Origin of the sequence: Microvirga alba (assembly GCF_015694465.1) — a bacterium.
Classification (GTDB): domain Bacteria; phylum Pseudomonadota; class Alphaproteobacteria; order Rhizobiales; family Beijerinckiaceae; genus Microvirga; species Microvirga alba.
In genome coordinates this window covers 632578-651908 of the sequence record NZ_JADQDO010000001.1, presented here as the reverse complement: position 1 = coordinate 651908, position 19331 = coordinate 632578, and the positions used below count along the sequence as shown (strand labels likewise).

The following is a 19331-nucleotide window of genomic DNA, read 5'->3' as shown; positions in this document are numbered from 1 at the left end:
CCGCTGACGGGGCTCACTGGACCCGCGTCGTTGGCTGGACGCCCGACACTCCGTCATGCGGAGGCACTCCGTCCTGATAGATCGCGCGGCAATTGCCGGATCGGACGGGAAAGAGTGCGTATTCCAGCCCCTTGATTGTCTCGAGCCGATAGGACACCGGTTTGTCGTCGCACTCGATGCTGGCCATCCCCATGCCGGATGTCGAGCGGGGAAGCATGGCAACGATCGATTCCGCTCCGGCGGCCACCTCCACCCTGAAGGTCAGGGTGTGGTCGCTCCATGCGATTTGGTCGAACCGGGAGCTGTCCCGTCCTTCGAGCCAGCGAAGCATTTGCTCGGCTGACACCAGCGCGACACCCGTCTCCTTCGCGACTGAGAGAAGCGTATCGAAAAAGCGGTCCGTGTAGTCGTAGTGTGTCCCAAAGGCGCCGAAGAACTGCTCGGGGCCAAGCGCCCTGTCGATCAGAAAACGGACACCGGAAGCGTGATTGATGCCGTTTTCGTTCACCATATGCGTGGTCGCGTGATAGATATCCAACGCCGTTCCGTCGGTATCGGCGAAGCGCATGGGAAAGCCCGATCCGGTCATGAATCCCGGCCTTCCCAGCACCCAAGAGCCCGGCCAGTAATAGTAGTTGAGGCTCAGCCTGATGCCGTGGGCTCTCTCGCTCTTCGCGGTATCGACCCATCCGTTCCAGATGACGCAGTGCATCCGGTGAGTTTGCTGCTTCTCGATTCCAAGCCGACGCGTCCCGTAGTCATTAACCTGCTGAGAAAGGGCAAGCCCCACCCAGGTATTGTCCTGATCTTTGCAGCCTGTCTCGGTGTGAATGCCGACTTCGAATCCAGCCGTCGTGAATTGCTTGACCCGCGCCGGTGTCACCCGCGTGCCGACGTCGACATAGGAGGTTGCCCGGTAACATTCCCAGGCATCGAGCCGGCAGCCCGGCGGACTCTCGGCCTTTAGCTTTTCGAAGGCGGTGATTGTCCCGCGCTTCGTCGCATGGTCGTCGCCGGCCATGATGATCGCCGCCCGTCGCCCGCTCGGCAGGTACCAGAAGCGCGGCAGCGGCCGCCGCTCGCCATTCATCACGAGGATCAGATTAGCAAGAAGGCGTTGTTGCTCATCCGCCTGGGGGATGCCGACTTTCGTCATGTCGAGGTGGTCCGGGTAGAAGAGGTCGTTGGTCCGTCGGGGCGGGAGACCATCGCGCTCCTGGTTGATCCATTCCGGATTCCCTTGGCGCGTCCGAATGATCGACCGCGCGAGATCGTATGCGAAAGCGGCCGCATGCCCCCGGCCGAGCTTGCGCAGGGAGATCGCAGGGCTCGCAAGCGGTCGCGTCGCCGTCTCGAAAAGATGAGCGACCGAGATGCCATCCCGGAGAATAAATCGGCTCGCCGGAACATGAATCTGAAGCGTCTCGCGCGTGATCCCCCGGCTCGATTTCGACTCCGCATCGGCAAGCAAATAGCCGTTCGGGACAGGCGGCCCCGCATCGGCCAGCCCCAAGAGGGGCAGCAATTCGCCCGTTGGCGCCATCGTAATGAGGTTTCCGCCTGCGCGAACCCATTCCTCCAATCGAGCGGCCATCCCGCCGCTTACGGAGACCACTGCAAGGATGACAATATCTGCTAAGACGAGCTGCTCGGGCGTGAGCCGGTTGAGGTCGACAACCGAAAACAGGTTGAAGCCCTCCGCGCGCAGGATCTCTCCGTAATAGGCTCCCTGAGGGGTGCTCTCGTCCGTGACGATGAGAATGGGTGCACGAACGCCCTCCGTCGACTCGGGTGCCTGTGCGATTTTGAATCGAGCCTTCCTAGCCTCCGCAAGCGGCAGTCGCAGCGCGCTGACGGGGCGAAGTTCAGGATCCTCACCAACCATCAGTTCGTAAGAAACGCCCGCCCGCAGAGGAGATTTTGGCGCCACTCGAGCGATCCGGTGTTTCGCATCGTAGGAAATATCCGCGGGAATGAAGGTGCCATCGCTGTCGCGGAGCGTCAGGGTGCGACCGTTGACCGTCTCCGCCGACATCGGTTGGGAGAAGGAGACTGCGAGGCTTGCGTCCGGATAAACCCCGTCGGCCGCGTCGGGCGGCGTGACGGTAACCACCACTGGCGTAAAGCGCGCCAGTCCGAACCAAAGAAGCAAAGCACCAACCAGGACCGGGCAGAGGGCGAGAGCGAATCTTGAACAGAATTCCGACCGCTGCATTGTGCGCAAGCAATCAATCAGAGCGGTCGCAGCGACAAAGGTCTTGTGCCAAGTGCGCATGCAATCTTCCAACGAATTAGAATGTTCAATATCTTCCGTAACAGGCGATGACCCTCCCCTCTCCGGAAATATGAATTTTCGGGCGACTACGGCCGAATTCTAGCAGCAGAAAACGCCCCGCCAAAAGCGCATCTTGTGTAGAGCGGCGATCTGTTGGAGGTACCTAAACGGTATTTTTCTTGCCGGCGGCGGCCGCCCATCGTCTTTTATGAAACAAATATAGACATAAGAGCCGTAAAACTCAGCTCATAAGGCCAGAAATAGCCAAATCACGATAAGCCGCGAACGTACGGCAAATAGATATTATGTTTTTATTAAAATACGTTCTGATCAAGGCTAAAAATAGTAAAAATTTGCATGATCACGCATCGCCAAAGCTATGCGTCCGGAACAGAGACGTCGGCTAAGCCGAATGAATAAACACGCCGCCCGAAGGCGGCGTGCACAATGCGTAAATCCGTCAGGTCCGATCAATAACCGTTGGCCCGGTTCCAGGCGCGCACGCGCTCCTTGTGGATGTCCTTTTCCGCCTTGCGATAGTCCTTCATGTATTCCTTCGCGGCTTCCTTGTCATAGAAACCATAGCCTGGCGCGCGATGGCCATAACCCGGAGCCGCAGGCGGCGGCGGAACCGGGTAGTAACGCGGCCGGCCATAATAGGCGCGCGGCGGCGGCGCTGGCTCGTAATAAACCACCGGCGGCGGATCGTCGTAGTAGAAGAACTGGACCGTCTGGGCCGATGCCGGGGCGTCGACCGCCACGAGCGGTAAAGGCGCAGCCTGTGCGCTGACGGCGCCGAGGGCCAAGCCGCCGACCACCGCACCGAGAACCCACCTACCAAAAGTCATCAACGTCATCTCCTGCCCGGCCACAGCCTGTTCGCCGCGCTATGGTGTCATAATGATACGGCTTAGTTGAACAAGGTATGAACTGACAAGCTTGAACTCCCGCGTGAGGTCAGGAGAGCTTCAGAATGTCGCTGGCATCGAGTTCTTGGAGCATGTCGGTGATCCGCCGCCCCCGTACCGTCAGATCGGGTGCGATCTCTGCCAGCGGCACGAGCACGAAAGCGCGTTCCTGCAGATGCGGATGCGGAATCGTCAGACCAGAATCGTCAACCGTCGCACCGTCATAGGTGAGAATATCGATATCGATGATGCGCGGCCCCCAACGCACCTCGCGGATGCGTCCGAGCTGCTGTTCAACGCGGCGGCACAGGGCGAGCAGATCCGTTGGAGGAAGATCCGTCTCGGCCACGACGCAGGCATTCACGAACCAGTCCTGAGCGACGGGGCCCCACGGCGCCGTTCGATAATCCGCGGAGCGGGCAACGATTCGCGCGCCGCCCTCGTCGAGAGCCGACAGCGCCTTTGCGATGTTGCCGCGCTTGTCGCCCATGTTGCTGCCGAGGCTGAGGGCGACCCTAGCCATCGCGCGAGCGCCTGATCTCGACCGCGACGCTGTCGAGAATGAATGGCACCGGAGCCTCGGGCTTTTCGACCCGAACGATGACGGACTGAACGCGCTCGAAGCCTTCGAGAACGCCCCCGGCAATCGCCTCAGCCAATCCCTCGATCGTATGAAAGCGGCGGGTGGTGCCGAGATCATGAACCAGCTTGGCCAATTTCGCATAACAGACCGACTGGTGATAGTCGTCCGCCTGCCCCGCGTTTTTCAGGTCGAGCGAACAGGTCAGGCTGACATAGAAGCGCTGGCCGAGACGCGCCTCTTCAGCAAAAACCCCGTGATGAGCGTAGAGCGCAAGGCGCGTGAGTATGATGGTGTCGGTCAAGGCTGGCCTCTCAGCAGAATGTCCGCGACGCGGCAGGCCTCCACATGGGCCCGCACATCGTGCGCGCGGATGATGTCGGCGCCACGGCTGATCGCAGCGACATGCGCGCCAAGCGTGCCGAACAACCGGTCCCGCGGCAGCACATCGGGAGCGTAGAAACGGCTCAGGACGGACTTGCGCGATGCCCCGACGAGCACAGGAAAGCCTAAAGCCTTCAACTCCGGCAAACGCCTCAAGGCCTCGAGATTCTGATCCGCCGTTTTGCCGAAGCCAATACCCGGATCGAGAATGACGTGGCTGTCTGGAACGCCAGCCCGTCGGGCCAGATCAAGGGAGTGTTCGAAGAATCGCAGCATATCCGCCACGACATCAAGGCCGGCATTGGCCTCGGCGCGATTGTGCATCACCACCACGAGCGCCCGATGCTCCGCAACCACCGCCGCCATGTCGGGATCGCGCTGAAGCCCCCAAATGTCGTTGACGATCCGCGCACCCGCCGCAAGCGCCATTCGCGCGGTGACCGCCCGATAGGTGTCGATGGAAATGGGTATCTTGAGTACCGGGGCCAGACTGCGAACAACTGGGAGAACCCGTCGCTGCTCCTCCTCGGCCCCGACCGGGACGTGACCGGGCCGGGTGGATTCGCCCCCGACATCGATAGCATCGGCCCCTTCCCGCTCCATGTCCTGCGCATGCGAGAGCGCGGCCTCGCGATCGGCAAACAAGCCGCCATCGGAAAACGAGTCCGGCGTGACGTTCAGGACACCCATGATGAGAGTGCGCGAACCGAGGGAGGTTAAAGGTCCGGTCATGCTGAAACGATGCATTTCGTTAAGGAAACCGAGCCGTTGTCCCGCAGTCGGAACGGCAAGTCCAGTAGATGGCCCCTCCCCCACGCCACGTATGGCTAAGCAATCGGCTCCGAGGGGGTTGACGGCCCCGGAAAACCGGCCTATCTGACCGCCACTCACGAAAGTTCGCCGCCTCGCCCCGAATGAGAATGACTTCGGAAAAGCGAGCGCCTTCAAGAACTTACGGTGGGGGATAGTTTAATGGTAGAACAGCGGACTCTGACTCCGTTAGTCTTGGTTCGAATCCAGGTCCCCCAGCCAGTTGAAAGCGTTAAAATTCAAATACACACCACAATCGTGTCACTGGCTGTCGGCGGCGTGTCACGCCTGCGTCACTTTGATGAACGGTTTCGAACTTCGTCGTCTCTGCACCCCGCCCACGAGCTTTCACCCGGGGAAAGCCCGTAGCGTTCGAATCTCCCCTTTTTCGCCACCGCCTGACAACTTGATATTGTCACGTTGCCGGATCAGAAACTTGGCCTGCCCCGATCGGGCAGGCTAAGCCGGAAGCTCACGCTGGACCTGGACCACCAACCCCAAGCGCTTCACAACCGATCATGCATTAACAATCAAAGCGGATCACCTCGTGAAGGCTAGCCACAGCAAGCCTTCATGCAACGATGGTCAACTGACAATCGTGAGGTTGCCTGCTATCCCGTGGATGGGCGGCCCGAGGGGGCGGGCCCATGCCGAAGTCATGGAGAATTCTGCAGCCCGACAAGACCGGGAATGGTTCAATGCGATTATCGGATCCTCGCTCCGATCATCGCCGCCCTAGCGGCAGACCACTGGAGATCGTTGAGACGATCCCTTTCTTCGATAGATTTTCGATAGTTCGCAAACTCGCTGTCTGCTTCAGCTTGGGTTATCTGCTTCGCATCGACTTCTTCTGCCAATGCAAGCCGTGCACGTTCAAGTTCACCACGGAATGCGAGTGATACCGAAAGCGGCTCCGCTCCGTTCAGACAAATCGCACGCTGAACGGATGTGTCGAACTTACGATTAACGCATTCCGCGTTTTCCTTAGGCAGATTTGAACACCCGCTCAACGTCGAAAGTGATGTCCAAATGGCGAACATCGTGATGGCTCTCAATCGAGATTCCTCCTGATGCAACGAGCGCCCATTGAACGTGATAGGCTTGAAGTCTGGTGCGGCGTGACCGTATTTCCACCGCCCCAGCAGGCGCCGTCCGGCTAAAGATGGCGGAAGTCGTCATAGTACCAGCGAGGAAGGGCTAGGCCTTTCAACCCAGGCACATCCGACTCGCCCCATCCGCCGGCATCATCCCATCCGCTATCTCCCGGTTCGCCTTCGCTTGGTGGGGACGTCGTCACATCGTCATCACTGGAATCGGTCGTGTCGAGATAGAACGATATGCCAAGATTGTTCTTGTACCAGTGCCGCACAAGCTTTCCAGCAGCGTCCAGCTCCTTGTAAACATACTGCCAACCACCCGCATAAGTGTAGCCAGAAATTGTCTCATCTTTAGCGAGAGGATCCCAATATTCCTCAACGATACGCTTGTTGTCGAATGTAATCTTCTTAGAGATTATCCTGTCGGCTTTTTCATCGACAAAGGTCTGTACGACCTTGTCCCACACCTCAGTTCCAAAATCTTGGTCGAAGGTCTCATAGGAGCCGTCGTCATATATTACCCTCTTAAAATACATCTCGTTCTTTGAATTATAAGCCTCTGACTTATATTTCCAAACAAGCGACGTATAATCCCAGGCGCGTTCAAAGCGCTCCTTTGAACCAAACTTTAAGTAAAGCTCCTGCGACAGAGGCAGGTATTTATCGGGAGACGAACGGTCTGGGTTTGCTTTGTAGCGCGTAAATAGCTCATCCCAATCGGAGTGTTCTTTGAGATGGTCGTGATTATCAATAACAAGAATCGCGCCATCCTTAGCTGCTTTATCAAGCAGCGTTGTCATCTTTAAAATCTTAGTCTGGGATTCATTCGTGTAGAGTGTCGTTCTCTTGCTGTAGTCCGTATATTGTTTGTAAATATCGTGGTCGACGACGGCATACTTTCCATCATCGTACAGGATATTTTCCTGAGTAACATCGTTTTCGTTCGTTGCTTTATTGTAGTCATAAAAAATTTTGTAGGTCTTCCACTTAATGGAGGATGTGTAGTCCCATTGCTTGCTGATTCCCTTAACGACAATGCCGCTTTCATCAACCCAGGTGAAGCTCTCCCAGCTCAAGCGAGACGCTTTGTCTTTGAAGAGCACGTGCTCGGACCAGTCGCCAGCTTTGTACTGCCATTCCCATCTTCCGAATGAAAGGGTGGCATGGGTGTCGTAGTTGATCTCTTGCCAGACCCTCTTTGTCCCTTGGAGATAAAGCGTGATGTCACTCCAGTCTTGACCGCTGTAGTCCCACTGTTTGATGATTGTATATGACGCGGTTGATGGGTAGTACGTGTACGATTCCCAATACTTCTGCCCGGACGAGTTAACGCGCTCCTCGAAATTCAGCCACTGCTGATCGCGAACGCTGCCATAGTTGACGCCGTCGGCTTCGTTATAGTCCTTGCCTCTACGAATATATGACCCGTCGTCATTGGTGACGATTTCGATCAGCCAATGCCCTTCGCTGTAGACGTCATATTCGCGGACAGTGTTGTCCCAAGCTGTTCCTGCCGTGTCCCACGCACGCTCGATATAGTCCACAAATGGCGAATAATCTTCGTCCATCGTGTCGAGCTGCCAATATGGCAGGTATGTTCCCGTACGATACTCCGTCTTGCGGACATTCCAGTCGTGCTTGTCGTGGGGATCCCATTCGTAGATCGTCCGGCTCTCATCGTCATTCTCGTATTGCTGCTCGACGGGCTCACCGGTCGCATCGAACGTCTGGACATAGGAATCCCACCTCTCGTCACCATAGTCCTTCGCGTAGGACGTGCGCGAGCCATCGGGATAGAAGACGGTCTCGCTCATCAGCTGGCCGGCGGAATTGCGGCGCTGAATGAAGGTTTCGAGCTTGGTGGGATCGACCGCCCAAGGCCGCCAGCCGAGCGTGCTCTTGGAGCCGTCGCTTTCCGCGACATCCCACGCGGTCGCCGCTTCGGTGTTGATGACGTAGTCCAGCTCGGCCCGAGTCAACAACCCATCATTGAACTGGAATAGTTCGATATCGGCGAGGTCAGTGCCGTCAGGCGCTCCTGCCCGTAGATCCACGATGGAGAATTTGCCGATGGCCGTATTGAAGCGGATCAGATAGTTCTCGCGATTGCCGCTGAGGAGAAGGGTATCGATGCCCTCGCCACCGTCGATGAAATCGACGTTCGGTCCTCCAACCAATATATCATTACCTCCTCCGCCGAAAATTTGATCACTGCCTCCACCTCCATCGAGGCTGTCGTTGCCCTCGCCACCCATAAGCTTGTCGTCGCCAAGGCCTCCGCGCAGAGTATCGTCGCCGGCATCCCCCGTGAGAACGTCATCCCCGTCGCCACCATCGAGGATATCCGCGCCGGCGCCGCCCCACATCCTGTCCCAGCCCGCGCCCCCGTTGAGGGTGTCATCGCCGTCATCGCCGTAGAGATCGTCAGCCCCGCTTTCGCCGTGCAGGATATCGTTTCCTGTGCCGCCGAAGAGATTGTCGCTACCGAGACCGCCCCAGAGGATATCCGCGCCTGCTCCGCCCTTCAGGATGTCATCGTCGCTCTCGCCGTAGAGGATGTCGTCTCCATCCTGGCCGCTGAGCGCGTCGTTACCGTCACCGCCCTTCAGGGTATCGTTACCATTGCCGCCGAGGAGCGCATCGCTTCCCGCGCATCCATAAAGGAGATCGGCACCGTCCCCGCCGTCGAGATCGTCGGCACCGTCGTTGCCCGAGAGCGTGTCGTTACCGTCGTCGCCGCGCAGGCGATCGTTGCCCGCACCGCCAAGAAGATCATCGGCACCGTTGCCGCCCAGGAGGGTGTCATCGGCGTCGTCACCCTTGAGGACATCGTCGCCGTCGCCGCCTAGCAGCATGTCGGTATCATCGCCACCCGTTAGAACATCGTTGCCTGTGCCTCCGGACATCCAGTCGCGTCCGGCCCCACCGGTCAGCGTGTCGTTACCATCGCCGCCGTTGAGTTCGTCGGAGCCGGCGCCGCCGTTGAGTTCGTCAGAGCCTGCATCGCCGAAGAGGATGTCATCGCCCGTTCCCCCATCGAGGACGTCATTCCCGCTACCGCCGTAAAGCTCGTCGAAATCGCTACCGCCTTTCAGGGTGTCGTTGCCATTGCCGCCTTCGAGAAGGTCGCTTTTGCCGCCGCCATCGAGGGAATCGTTGCCATCCCCCCCCTGAAGCGTGTCATAACCCTCGCCGCCGATCAGCGAATCATCGCCTGCCTCGCCGTAGAGCTCGTCGTCCCAGCCTTCGCCGTCGAGCTTGTCGTTCCCGTCACCGCCCTTCAAAACGTCGTCTTCGTTGCCGCCGAGCAAGACGTCGTTCCCGGCGCCTCCATAAAGCTTGTCCGCCCCGTCACCGCCATTGAGCGTATCGTTCCCGGCCTCCCCGCGCAGAACGTCCTGATCGGCATCTCCGTTCAAGGTGTCGTTCCCATCGCCGCCTTTGAGGGTGTCATTCCCATCGCCGCCACGGAGAATGTCGTCGCCATCCTCGCCCGTGAGCTTGTCGTTTCCGCCGCGCCCCCACATGTTGTCGATGAGTGTCGTGCCCTTGAGCACGTTGTCGCGACCATCTCCATAGGTCTTGAGTTCGCGCATTTCACCGAGGCCGAGTTTCTTCGCCTCCATGAGAGTTGCTGTCCACGCATTGGCGAACGCCGATCCCGGCTCCTTCGCAATGAGAAAATTGATGACTTCCGCGTTGCGGATGTACTTCTCATATTCCGCGGCAATGGAGATATCCGCTAGAAGCCCCGAAACGCTAGGAGCTTTCGAGCGCTCAAAGGCAAGGCGTTTGAAGGCATTGCCGCCGGAGAGCTTCACGTCCGAAAGGAGTTGCAAGACGCCCTTATCTGCGACGTCCGCCCACGCCTTATCTGGATCAGGGGTGATCCTGCTGAGAAAGTCATAGGCGGACTTATCAGGCATGTAGACCGTATAGGTCTTTCCCTTCTGCCAATACCCGACGCTAGCAGTTGTCGGGTATTCCAGCCCGCTTATTTTGGCTCCCATAAGATCGACAATGCTGTTGACGAGATTCGCCTGGGAGGTGGTGATGTTCTCGAACGTCCTCGAATTGCCTTCGTTGTCTGACCCGTAATTTCCAGCGAGCGCTCGGCCTTGATAGGCATCGATCCAGACACTGCCCCACGACTTCTCGTCAACACCAAAGGCGTTACCGAGCGCTGTCCCCAAAACAGTACCGAGGAAGGCGCCAATAAAGGCGCCGATGCCGGGCAGAATCGTGCCGAGGATCGTCGACATTGCAGTCGTGACCTGGGCCGATGCGACGGAGACGCCAATGGTGGATCCAACCGAGCCGCCGATGCTGGTTCCCCACGATGCCTGCGTGTTGTCCGGCGGGAGAACCTTCGCGCCCAGATAGCTCCCCAAATAACCGCCCACTGCCGTCGAGACATTGCCGAACAGCTGCTTTGCATCAAACCCATTGAAGAGCTTCGACGGATCGGCCGCCCCACCCGGCTTGGCAGCGTCGAAGGCGATGGTTTCGATGTTCTTGATGAGTTGAACCGTGATCGTCTGGCCAACCGTGTTGAACAAGCCTCCCTCGAAACCGTCCAGACCGAGTTGTTCGCTCAACTCACCGATCAAGAGCGAAGCAATGCCGCCCTCGAGTGCGCTTTGAAAGTTCAACGCAGTGTCTTGGTGAATATCGTTGAATGCGGCCTTCCCAGCCTCGGACAGAGTATCACTAAATGACTTCCCGCCCATGATGACGGATCCAGACAGGTGAAAGCTGTTCTGGATAAATTGTGCGAGGTTCTTCGTAATTGTGCCGATGACTGTCGATGCCGCAACCTTCGCAAAGAAATCATCGCCGGCGACGATGTTCCCGATTGCCGAACCGAGCGAATTCGCCGCGTTTTCGAAGGTCTTATCTTTGAATTCTATATAATCGACCTCACGGCTCGTCTCCTTTCCGTTGGTATAAGTGACGTTTTGCCGGACGGTTGCACCATCACCGCCGGGAGTATCCGGCCCGTAAACGAGCGTTTCTTTTGTTCTTATTGTGTTGCCGTGACCGTCATTCTCGCCGCGAACCGCGACTAGAATTCCATCCTTGCGAACGTAGATCATGTCGCGCGCATAGCCGTCAGCATCAGGAAGTGCTGCGATAAGTTTTGCCCCCTTTGGCAAATATTGGGTGACAGAATCGTTATGCACTCGCACACCGTTTGCCACGTAAGTATGCAGATCCTCTACTTCAAAGTTATATGTTTTCCATCCAGCCTCAACTTGAGGATCCAGCGTTATATTGCCGTGAGATATTTGACAGTCATGTTTTGCCTCTTCAAAAAGATGAGCTGTCTTTTCGGAGTAAACGATTTGCTTCGCCGAAACGGCTACAACTGAGCCATCACGAAGAACGACCTGCGCGTCACTAGCTAGGATTTCGTCAATCCGCTTGAAATCACCATTGGTAGTCAAGAAACGATGACCAGGCGTCGTGACAAGCTCCTCAGACGTAGCATCCGCACTACTCTGACGAGGAGCATCAAAACGGAGAACTAACCACTTTTCAGTTATGCCCGAGAAAAGACGAACAACCTTACAGGCTTTTAAATTAAAGGATTGGGCTCCCTTCGCAGCAAACGCGAGAACATAATCTCCTGGACAAATTTGTTCTATCGATTTTTGCGACCCGTCAGCCATATCAACCTTCGTGCCGGCTGGGAAGCAGTGTTTTACGCTTTTGCCTGTCTCGTAATCAACGAGAGTATTTATTTTCGATCCACTTCCGGATGATTCTTGATAATCAAACGGACCAATATCTCCGCTAAAGCTCGGCGAACTTGAATCACCAAGAAATTCATATACAAAAAATTTATTACCCCAAAATGGCGTTGAGAGTACAGTTTCTCGAATACCTTCTTTATAGCCTTCAACTTTCTGAATCGTATCTGCTAATACCTCCAACTGATCATTTGACAAATTACTAAGCTTCTCAGAGCCGGAAACTCCCAAGGCGTCTCTAACGATCTTCTGATATAGTGCCGTATTATTTTCATGACTGGGAGCATACGCTGCTATCACCTCGTCAATAGTTCTCGCCTGATATTTCTGCGTCTGCAATAGGGCTTCCATTGCATTTCTACCAACTTCATAATTGGCAAAAATAGCAAATCCATCCTTGTCGCGCCCAATAGCGCCGTGCTTACGCGCAAAATCTCCATCGACAAGATTTCCAGGATTGAAGTTACGCCCCGCCCGAGAGCCCCCGGTAAATATATCAACCTGACCATTTGCACTTATGTATACGCGAGACAGGCCCTGACCATGCGAAGCAAATGTGTAGCTCATCGAGCCCCCTAAGTTAGACCGGCTTTTATTTAAGAATTTCTTCAATTTTGCAGATCTTTGGGATCTTGCGAGACGATTTTAGGCCAAAACTTAACCGCGTCTGGCCCGGTATGCTTTGATCGTTGTATTCCAACTCGAGCATGTCAATAGTTGTATTACTTTCCCCAAGACTATTTTTTATGCGAATCAACTTCGGAAAAGCGTTTGTAACATTTAAAATAAACTCATTTGAAAGGCACTCAAAACCTGATTTTATCAGGAAGTCATCGTAAGGCCCATTTTTATTCTCAAAAGATATTATATGTTTTTCATCGTTAAGCTTAAAATAAAACATGTACAAATAGTACGAATGATTATTGAAATTATTTCTGTAATATTTATCTATAAAAATTTCTTCCGATCTATTCTCACCGGCATAAAAAGAACCGTTATCCATCTCTTTCCATTGGGAGCGGGAATAAATTTCATCATTCGCCCTTGATGCGATAGATTGCATAAAAGGAAAAATAAGCCATGAAACCAATAATACCGAGGTTTTACGATTAGATTTCATTAGAGAGTCACAGCCCTAGTTCTTTATACGTTGCCATACGGTTATTTGTATATGCGCCGTCTCAGTTTTGATCGAATCATAGTCGCCGCTGTTTAAGTTCCGGAGCAGAGCTGAGCTTGCGAGACTCCTTGCTCCTGTGCCAACCCCGAAAATACAAAATCTCATAATTTTTAATAACTTCAACAAGCTCATCGATAGCTTTGTATTCGCCCAACATCGTAATTTACCTTATGCTATATTTAAATTTGATCAAAGAAACCTCATTTATATAGTTTGCAATCCCAATATTTACTTTCTATAATTATGGGAACTCCGTTGGTTAGACCCCGTCCGTCCAAAATCATTCCATAGATGTACTGTGTATTACGATCAGATATGAAGTAAATTACATTCATATTATCTGCATTTCCAAGCCCACGAATTTCTTTTTTCCGGGGCCCCTTGTTCCATTTCTTGTAAATTGGAACAAAGCCTTCGAATTTTGCTAAGCATGTTATGTAATATTGATTTTTAAGTGGGGCTTTATCCCTTTCGTCCGGGTTATCAACACCACTCTCCACTCCAGTATAGTCGCTCTTCTCAGCCGGGCTTCCGACAGTATAACCGTCGAATCTAAACGGCAGAGCTGAACCTAAGGTTGCATCAGTTTCCTTGGTCGCAATTGCCTTGGTAGACTTCTCCTTTTTGTTAGCTGCGGCAAAAGATCCGGAAGAGCTGAAGATGAATATAGAACCCAACGCTATGCCCGCTGCGATGCCGCGCCGGATGCTGGGGCACTGCTTGTTCATGGCTCCCGCGATAGCGGACGGAGATTCCCCCAACTTCTGAGCCACCTGCTTTATGAATTGAGCCTGATTCCGAAGATAGTTAAGTGTGAAAATGTTAAACTTCACGTCAGTCATTCCACCCCCCTGTTTTAAGATTCTATTGCAAGCAAAGCATTTTTTGACCAAAAAAATAACATAACAAAGAATATAGAAAGAAAAACGAATAATCTTTTGCTAATATCAACGTTTTTGAATATTAATATTCTATACAACAACAGAAGAAAAACAAACGACTCTGGAAATATAATACAGTAAACGAAGATTCCGTCCATTATGGACGACGCCCCTTCCAAAAAATGGAATAAATAAATTGACGATGTCAAAATAAAATATGAACCATATAAAGATAATATAGTTTTACTATAAATACTCCATTTTGAGGCCAAAGTTAAAACAACATAGATTGAAAGGGCAGCTATAAATACGAATAACTCCATATTGCTCATCATAACATGCTGAAAGATATTCGCTTTCATTGAATACATTTAATCCTTGTTCTTTGAGAGCGCTATTCTCAGCCGAAAATTCATCCTTGTGCTCTTTAAGCTAGACAACAAAGAAATTTTTATTCATCATCATCTTCAATTTTTTCGATAAAAGCGCCATTTTTATCGCCTCAGCCGCCCCATTCCCATCCGCATCATAGTACAAAGCCCCACTCCCCGGGTCATAGATCACGCGATCATCTGCATCGTGCGCTTCGCTACCTTTCCAGAACATCTTTGCACTCAGCTTCTGCGGCTTCGCCAATGAGCCTTTCTTGCCCAAGGCCTTGAAGACGGCATTGTCGAGATAGATCGCGTCGTCTTTCGCCTGGAAGTCGATGATCCTGTCGATGTTGATTTTCTTGTGCGGCGTGGTGTCGAAGACGAAGAGGTCTTTGCCCGCACCGCCCTGCAGCGTATCGTTGCCCTGCTTGCCGAAGAGCATGTCGTTTCCGACCCCGCCGGACAGCTTGTCCCGACCACGGCCGCCGATGAGCGTATCGTTGCCGTCAGTGCCATGCACCCATTCAAGGCCGCTGCCTTTGGAGCCGACGACGATCGTTTCGTCCTGCACGTCGTCGAGCGTGATGGTGAAGGCCTCGTCGAGCGTGAAACCGTCTGCCCCCGTCGCCCGCACGACGACCTTGTAGGAACGGTCCGTCTCATAATCGAGCCGCGAGCCGCCATTGGCGACGAGGAGACGATCTCCCTGAATCGCGAAGCGCTTGTCAGCATCGTCGAGGAGCGAGAAGGAGAAGTTGTCTCCTCCGCCCAGAACTTTCGCCGTCAGGATACCGACGAATGAGCCGGAGGCAGACAGCTCCGAGACATGGGAGGAACTGAGCAGGATTTTCGGTGGCTCGACGGTGACGTTCTGCTCGATGGTGACGGAGGCTGTCGCCTTGCGCCCGCCCTCATCACCCAGGGTGATCACCACCTGCTGCTGGCCACTGACTTGAGGAGCCTTGTCGGCCGTTGTGAACGTGATCGCGCGAACGATCTTTTCAACCCGCTCGGAACTTGTCTGCGCGCTGTTGAAGGCGATGCTGAGGCTTGCGTCGCCCGCCTCCCACAACATGCCGACTTCGACGCCATCGACCTTCACGATGCTGCCGGCGTTGTAACCGCTATCGAGCGTCACCGCGCCTTTTGTGTCGATGCCCAGACGACCCGGCGCATCGTAGCCTCGAAGAGCCATCGCATTGAGCAGTGTGTAAGTGCCGTCTTCGTCGGAGATCGTCGCATTACTCCCGGCATCGACGAACACTGTTTGGCCGACGCCCGCTTCGATGCGGTCTCCGTGCAACTTCCCGATCACAGGCGCATGATTGATGTGCTCTCCAAGAGCATCCAAGACAGTATCGATTCCCTGTCGATGCAGGGCCTTCACCTCAGCCGGAGTGAATGTGACGGATATCGCCTCAAGCCGGTCACTTTGACTATCGAGCCCCCAGGCGAGCAGCGCCACATCCCTGGTGGAAGCGATGATGACGGCATTGTCAGTTTTTAGGGAAAGTCTGTCGATCCCGATCAATGTCTTACGAGTGAAGTCGAACGTCTCTCCGTAGAGAACCAACTCATCCCAATGCGTTTTCGGGGCGTCGCCGCCGTCGAAGGTCGTGATGCCCGAAAATCGATCCTGGCTCAGGATGATTGTGTCGTGCTGATCGGACCCGCGAATGGTCTCGACGCTGGACAGGACGCGCGGCAGGCGCAGATCGAACTGGCCGCCGTCTAGCAGTTGAAGGGTATCGCTCCCCAGACCACCTTCGAAGACGCTGTCCGCAAGCCCGGCGGGATTGACTCTGAAGACATCACCACCGGCCGTTGCCAGATCGGAGAACGGAGAGATCAGCTTTCGGGGCAGCGCACTCGACATGGCGTTAGGTCAACAAAAACAAAGGGTTGCAGCCGGATGGGGTTCGAAGGCGCAGACCATAGGCATTCACGTTAATGTTGTAAAGTTTCGATTTCGACAATTTCTGGATGCGCAATCAGATGCGCCGTGTTGGCACTCAATCACCATTGCGGCGGGATCGGTTTGAGAGATTCGTAACGCGTCACGAGCCAAGCTTGGAGCATCGACAGACATCAGGCCGTGGCCGATCCTCAATCCCGACCCGGGCGCGACTGCTGGGGATAGGACCGCCGTGTGAATACGTAACGTTCAAGCGGGCGGCCTCAGGCAGAGCAAGCTATGCAGGAGTGGAAATCGCATCGGGATAAACGGGGAACCTAAAATGCCACTCGATTGGGCCCTCGCTTTCGGCGCCGCGAGCAATGCTCTCAAACTCGCTCAGGATCTCCAAGCGATCGACAAAGAAATGGCCGCAGCAGACATCAAGCTAAAAGTTGCCGATCCCACGACAGCCGGACCTGAAAGTCACTCTTGTTGAAGCCCGCGAGGGGGCGGCCGCGAAGCAAGCGGAAATCGACCGCCTAATCGCCCTCATCAAGAAACGCGATGAAGAAACCGTCATGCCGCCCTTGCTTCTGCCTGCAAAAGACTCGCAGACCTGATCGCGAACGGCGTTCCTACGCTGAAGATCGACAAGCTCCTTTTCAAGCCGCTCAAAGATCGGCGGACACACGTCGCCATGCCGTCGGATCACCCTGAGCAATAATCGGCGTCAATAGCGCGGAATGATGCCTTTTTCCTGTGACGCAGAGGCACCTTAATTCCAATCAAGTCGATTACTTTCATACCCAAAAAATTCAGCCAACTTATCCCCGGACGCACGGATACAGCCTCGCGTCAGCCCGGTTAACTAAGCTTTATCTTAACTAGTTGCGTGCATAGAAACCGGCAGTTTCAGATCATTGGCCTAACAACTCATAGGCAATCTCTCAGGAGCACCTGATGAAGTCTTCTCTGCGCTTGATGGCTCTGGTTCTTGGCCTCACGCTCACGCCGGCAGCATCCTTTGCGCAGCAGGCCCTCAGCCCCCCTAGCGCGACATCGGGGCAAACGACGGCCGCGCCGGAAGCGACATCCGCTCGAATCGTCCTGGTGGAATGGCGGATCAAGAAGGGACACGAGGACGAGTTCCTGGAATACTGGTCGAAGCGTGCGACTGTTGCCGACCGCTCCGGCCTCATCGGCGAGTTTCTGAGCCGAGTCGAGGATCGGAAGCAGTTTCCCTGGATGGTTTGGAACCTTGACCGGCGCTGGACCACCTTCGTGAACGTGGGATTTTGGCGCCATGGCGATGATTTCCATCAACAGATTGGCCGCTTTATCGACAACTCGAAACCGCCGCTGGCGTTCGAGGCCCAAAAGCGGCGCCGGGTGTTCGTCGCTCCCGAACGTTGGCGGATCGGCTCCTCACCCTTCCTGACTTCTGATCACTCAAGCGTTCGCTGATCTCGGATACCGGCTCGCAATGCTGAAAATCGCACCGACCTATCCGTTGAAAGGCGTCGAAATGCCATCCGACCAGCCCCTTCGGCTGCGTGACCTGATCTTGGTTCTCTTGCTGTCCGCGGTTATCGTGGTCCCCATCTGGCTCTTCATTTGGGAGCAGCTCCCCTAGCACCTGGGGGTCCTGTACGTTTCGCGCGTGCGGATCTTCCGCACGCGCTTCAATCCCTTACGCTCACCGAAAAGACCTCGTGACCTGCGCCGTTTCGCACGCGCACGACCTCGACCTCCGGTCCGGTGGCCTGAGGGAGGCGCGCCTTTTGCATCACCTTCATGGCGCGCTCTTTCGCGACCTCGACGGCATCGGTGCGAACAAGAATCCGGCGGATAATGCGGCCGCCATCCGCTTCCGGGCCGAGGGATTCGATGTGGTAGATTTCGTACATGAGGTGTTTACCTCACGAGCGGCCCGGAAAAGCAAGAGAAGGTCGGAGTTGGCGTCGCGAGACGAGCGGGCAGCCGCGCCGCGAAAGCCGCGCGCTTACTGATAGCAAGAGTAATTTGGCACCCGTGTATAGGCACCGCACCTATGCAGGCGGCATGCCGTCCTTGATGGCCTGTTTGATATGGGCCCGTAACTCTGGCGTGTCCTGATGCTTGTGCACAGCCACGGCATGTTGCACGGCAGCGTCCACGAGTTCGCTCTCGGTATCCGCCATGAGGGCCAGCGAACAATGCGTCTCGCTCGGAACTTCACGGCAATCAATGAACTTGCGTCCCATGATTTTCCTCCCTGTTCGATTCGGAATGAACGATCCAGAGGCAGAGTCACTACGAGCCATATTTGGGGCCTGATCGCGCCGACGCAATTGGGCGGCCTCATCGAAGTTGCGTCAGCTTGGGCCGGACCTCGAAACCTCAGTCGGTATCTTCCGCGCAGGGCCAGCTTTGCGGTCGCGTCAGACCAGCAGGAATCTTGGTTTCGGCGGTGCCGCAAGCCATATCGAGCTGAGCTTGAATCAACCCGATCGTCCCAATCAGGTTCGTTCCGCCCAACTGGGTCAGATAAAGGTAGGACCGGGTCAGGTTGACGCCTTGGAGATCGGTTCCATCCAACTTGGCGCGGGAAAGGTTCGAGTAGCTGAAATTGACACCGTCGAGCTTCGCGCTCTGAAACACCACGCGCGCCAACTCAGCCCTCGACATGTCGGCACCCGTCAAATCGGCGCCAGTGAAATCTGACCGGTTCAATTCGGATTTGGCAAAGTTCGCGCCGACAGCCTTTGCCTGGGCGAAATTCGAGCGGTTCAAATCCGCCGACCCGAAATTTGTGCCCGCGAGATTGGCCCGGCTGAAATTGCTGCGCCAGCCGATGGCCTTGGTGAAATCGGCGCGGGCGAGATCGCCCCCCTCGAAGCGTGTGCGGCTGATCTCGGTTTCATCGAGTTTGGCGTTGACCAGTTTCGACGCCGACAGGTCGCTGAAGGTCAAAAGGGATCTGCTGAAGATGGCGCCGGTCAGGTCGTCATCGGTCAACAGCAGGCGGGCCTTCGAGCAATTCGACCAATCGACGCCGGGATTTGGAGCGTCCTGGCACGCTGCCTCGGCCCCCCCCGCGAACGCCCACAGGAGCAAAGCGGCCCCGACGTATGGGACGAACTTCGCGGCGATGCATGCTCTCGTCGAACCCCTCATTCCATACGCTCCACATTGTCCTCTCGCGAACTGGAA

Annotated in this window: 14 protein-coding genes and 1 tRNA gene; 2 read left to right on the top strand and 13 right to left on the bottom strand. The window is 55.2% G+C overall.

Going from position 1 to position 19331, the window contains the following annotated elements:
• Window positions 1–13: 13 nt before the first annotated feature.
• The 5 genes from I2H38_RS02930 to folP form a co-directional block, all read right to left on the bottom strand.
• Window positions 14–2275 (bottom strand): Ig-like domain-containing protein, encoded by a 2262-nt coding sequence (locus tag I2H38_RS02930; RefSeq protein WP_196270288.1) that lies wholly within the window; start codon window positions 2273–2275, stop codon window positions 14–16.
• Between the two features lie 470 nt (window positions 2276–2745).
• Window positions 2746–3123, bottom strand: a complete 378-nt coding sequence (locus tag I2H38_RS02925; protein WP_196270287.1) for a hypothetical protein — start codon at window positions 3121–3123, stop codon at window positions 2746–2748.
• Window positions 3124–3232: 109 nt separating this feature from the next.
• Window positions 3233–3706 carry a 2-amino-4-hydroxy-6-hydroxymethyldihydropteridine diphosphokinase gene (gene folK / locus I2H38_RS02920; protein WP_196270286.1) on the bottom strand — a complete coding sequence of 158 codons (474 nt, stop codon included), beginning with the start codon at window positions 3704–3706 and terminating at the stop codon, window positions 3233–3235.
• Complete coding sequence (folB, locus tag I2H38_RS02915) at window positions 3699–4067, bottom strand: dihydroneopterin aldolase (protein WP_196270285.1); 369 nt, start codon at window positions 4065–4067, stop codon at window positions 3699–3701. Before folB ends, folK begins: the two co-directional genes overlap by 8 nt.
• On the bottom strand, window positions 4064–4879 hold the full coding sequence (folP, locus tag I2H38_RS02910) for a dihydropteroate synthase (protein WP_196270284.1): 816 nt from the start codon (window positions 4877–4879) through the stop codon (window positions 4064–4066). Before folP ends, folB begins: the two co-directional genes overlap by 4 nt.
• Window positions 4880–5105: 226 nt before the next feature.
• Here folP and I2H38_RS02905 point away from each other — a divergent pair.
• A tRNA-Gln gene (locus tag I2H38_RS02905) sits at window positions 5106–5179 on the top strand.
• Window positions 5180–5661: 482 nt separating this feature from the next.
• On the opposite strand, the gene I2H38_RS02900 is transcribed toward I2H38_RS02905, so the two are convergent.
• The 5 genes from I2H38_RS02900 to I2H38_RS02880 form a co-directional block, all read right to left on the bottom strand.
• Window positions 5662–6012 carry a hypothetical protein gene (locus I2H38_RS02900; protein WP_196270283.1) on the bottom strand — a complete coding sequence of 117 codons (351 nt, stop codon included), beginning with the start codon at window positions 6010–6012 and terminating at the stop codon, window positions 5662–5664.
• Window positions 6013–6113: 101 nt separating this feature from the next.
• Complete coding sequence (locus I2H38_RS02895) at window positions 6114–12374, bottom strand: hypothetical protein (RefSeq protein ID WP_196270282.1); 6261 nt, start codon at window positions 12372–12374, stop codon at window positions 6114–6116.
• Window positions 12375–12399: 25 nt separating this feature from the next.
• Window positions 12400–12927: a hypothetical protein gene (locus I2H38_RS02890; protein ID WP_196270281.1), complete on the bottom strand. Its 528-nt coding sequence runs from the start codon at window positions 12925–12927 to the stop codon at window positions 12400–12402.
• 260 nt (window positions 12928–13187) lie between these two features.
• Complete coding sequence (locus I2H38_RS02885; RefSeq protein ID WP_196270280.1) at window positions 13188–13829, bottom strand: hypothetical protein; 642 nt, start codon at window positions 13827–13829, stop codon at window positions 13188–13190.
• 471 nt (window positions 13830–14300) lie between these two features.
• Complete coding sequence (locus I2H38_RS02880) at window positions 14301–16118, bottom strand: hypothetical protein (RefSeq protein WP_196270279.1); 1818 nt, start codon at window positions 16116–16118, stop codon at window positions 14301–14303.
• Between the two features lie 981 nt (window positions 16119–17099).
• On the opposite strand from I2H38_RS02880, the gene I2H38_RS02875 reads away from it, so the two are divergent.
• Window positions 17100–17603 carry a hypothetical protein gene (locus I2H38_RS02875; protein WP_196270278.1) on the top strand — a complete coding sequence of 168 codons (504 nt, stop codon included), beginning with the start codon at window positions 17100–17102 and terminating at the stop codon, window positions 17601–17603.
• Window positions 17604–17821: 218 nt separating this feature from the next.
• Here I2H38_RS02875 and I2H38_RS02870 read toward each other — a convergent pair whose 3' ends face one another.
• The 3 genes from I2H38_RS02870 to I2H38_RS02860 all read right to left on the bottom strand — a co-directional run bounded on the left by I2H38_RS02870 (window position 17822) and on the right by I2H38_RS02860 (window position 19295).
• On the bottom strand, window positions 17822–18046 hold the full coding sequence (locus I2H38_RS02870) for a hypothetical protein (protein ID WP_196270277.1): 225 nt from the start codon (window positions 18044–18046) through the stop codon (window positions 17822–17824).
• 141 nt (window positions 18047–18187) lie between these two features.
• Window positions 18188–18382 (bottom strand): DUF1059 domain-containing protein, encoded by a 195-nt coding sequence (locus I2H38_RS02865; protein ID WP_196270276.1) that lies wholly within the window; start codon window positions 18380–18382, stop codon window positions 18188–18190.
• Between the two features lie 136 nt (window positions 18383–18518).
• The gene (locus I2H38_RS02860) at window positions 18519–19295 is read right to left on the bottom strand and encodes a pentapeptide repeat-containing protein (RefSeq protein ID WP_196270275.1); all 777 of its coding nucleotides are present in this window, start codon (window positions 19293–19295) and stop codon (window positions 18519–18521) included.
• Window positions 19296–19331 lie beyond the last annotated feature (36 nt).

Excerpts from the sequence above, each read along its gene's own strand:
- I2H38_RS02870 (WP_196270277.1), bottom strand. The coding sequence starts at position 18,046 with ATGTACGAAATCTACCACATCGAATCCCTCGGCCCGGAAGCGGATGGC.
- I2H38_RS02895 (WP_196270282.1), bottom strand. The coding sequence starts at position 12,374 with ATGAGCTACACATTTGCTTCGCATGGTCAGGGCCTGTCTCGCGTATAC.
- I2H38_RS02890 (WP_196270281.1), bottom strand. The coding sequence starts at position 12,927 with ATGAAATCTAATCGTAAAACCTCGGTATTATTGGTTTCATGGCTTATT.
- I2H38_RS02925 (WP_196270287.1), bottom strand. The coding sequence starts at position 3,123 with ATGACTTTTGGTAGGTGGGTTCTCGGTGCGGTGGTCGGCGGCTTGGCC.
- I2H38_RS02880 (WP_196270279.1), bottom strand. The coding sequence starts at position 16,118 with ATGTCGAGTGCGCTGCCCCGAAAGCTGATCTCTCCGTTCTCCGATCTG.
- I2H38_RS02930 (WP_196270288.1), bottom strand. The coding sequence starts at position 2,275 with ATGCGCACTTGGCACAAGACCTTTGTCGCTGCGACCGCTCTGATTGAT.
- I2H38_RS02860 (WP_196270275.1), bottom strand. The coding sequence starts at position 19,295 with ATGAGGGGTTCGACGAGAGCATGCATCGCCGCGAAGTTCGTCCCATAC.
- I2H38_RS02865 (WP_196270276.1), bottom strand. The coding sequence starts at position 18,382 with ATGGGACGCAAGTTCATTGATTGCCGTGAAGTTCCGAGCGAGACGCAT.
- folP (WP_196270284.1), bottom strand. The coding sequence starts at position 4,879 with ATGACCGGACCTTTAACCTCCCTCGGTTCGCGCACTCTCATCATGGGT.
- folK (WP_196270286.1), bottom strand. The coding sequence starts at position 3,706 with ATGGCTAGGGTCGCCCTCAGCCTCGGCAGCAACATGGGCGACAAGCGC.
- I2H38_RS02875 (WP_196270278.1), top strand. The coding sequence starts at position 17,100 with ATGAAGTCTTCTCTGCGCTTGATGGCTCTGGTTCTTGGCCTCACGCTC.
- I2H38_RS02885 (WP_196270280.1), bottom strand. The coding sequence starts at position 13,829 with ATGACTGACGTGAAGTTTAACATTTTCACACTTAACTATCTTCGGAAT.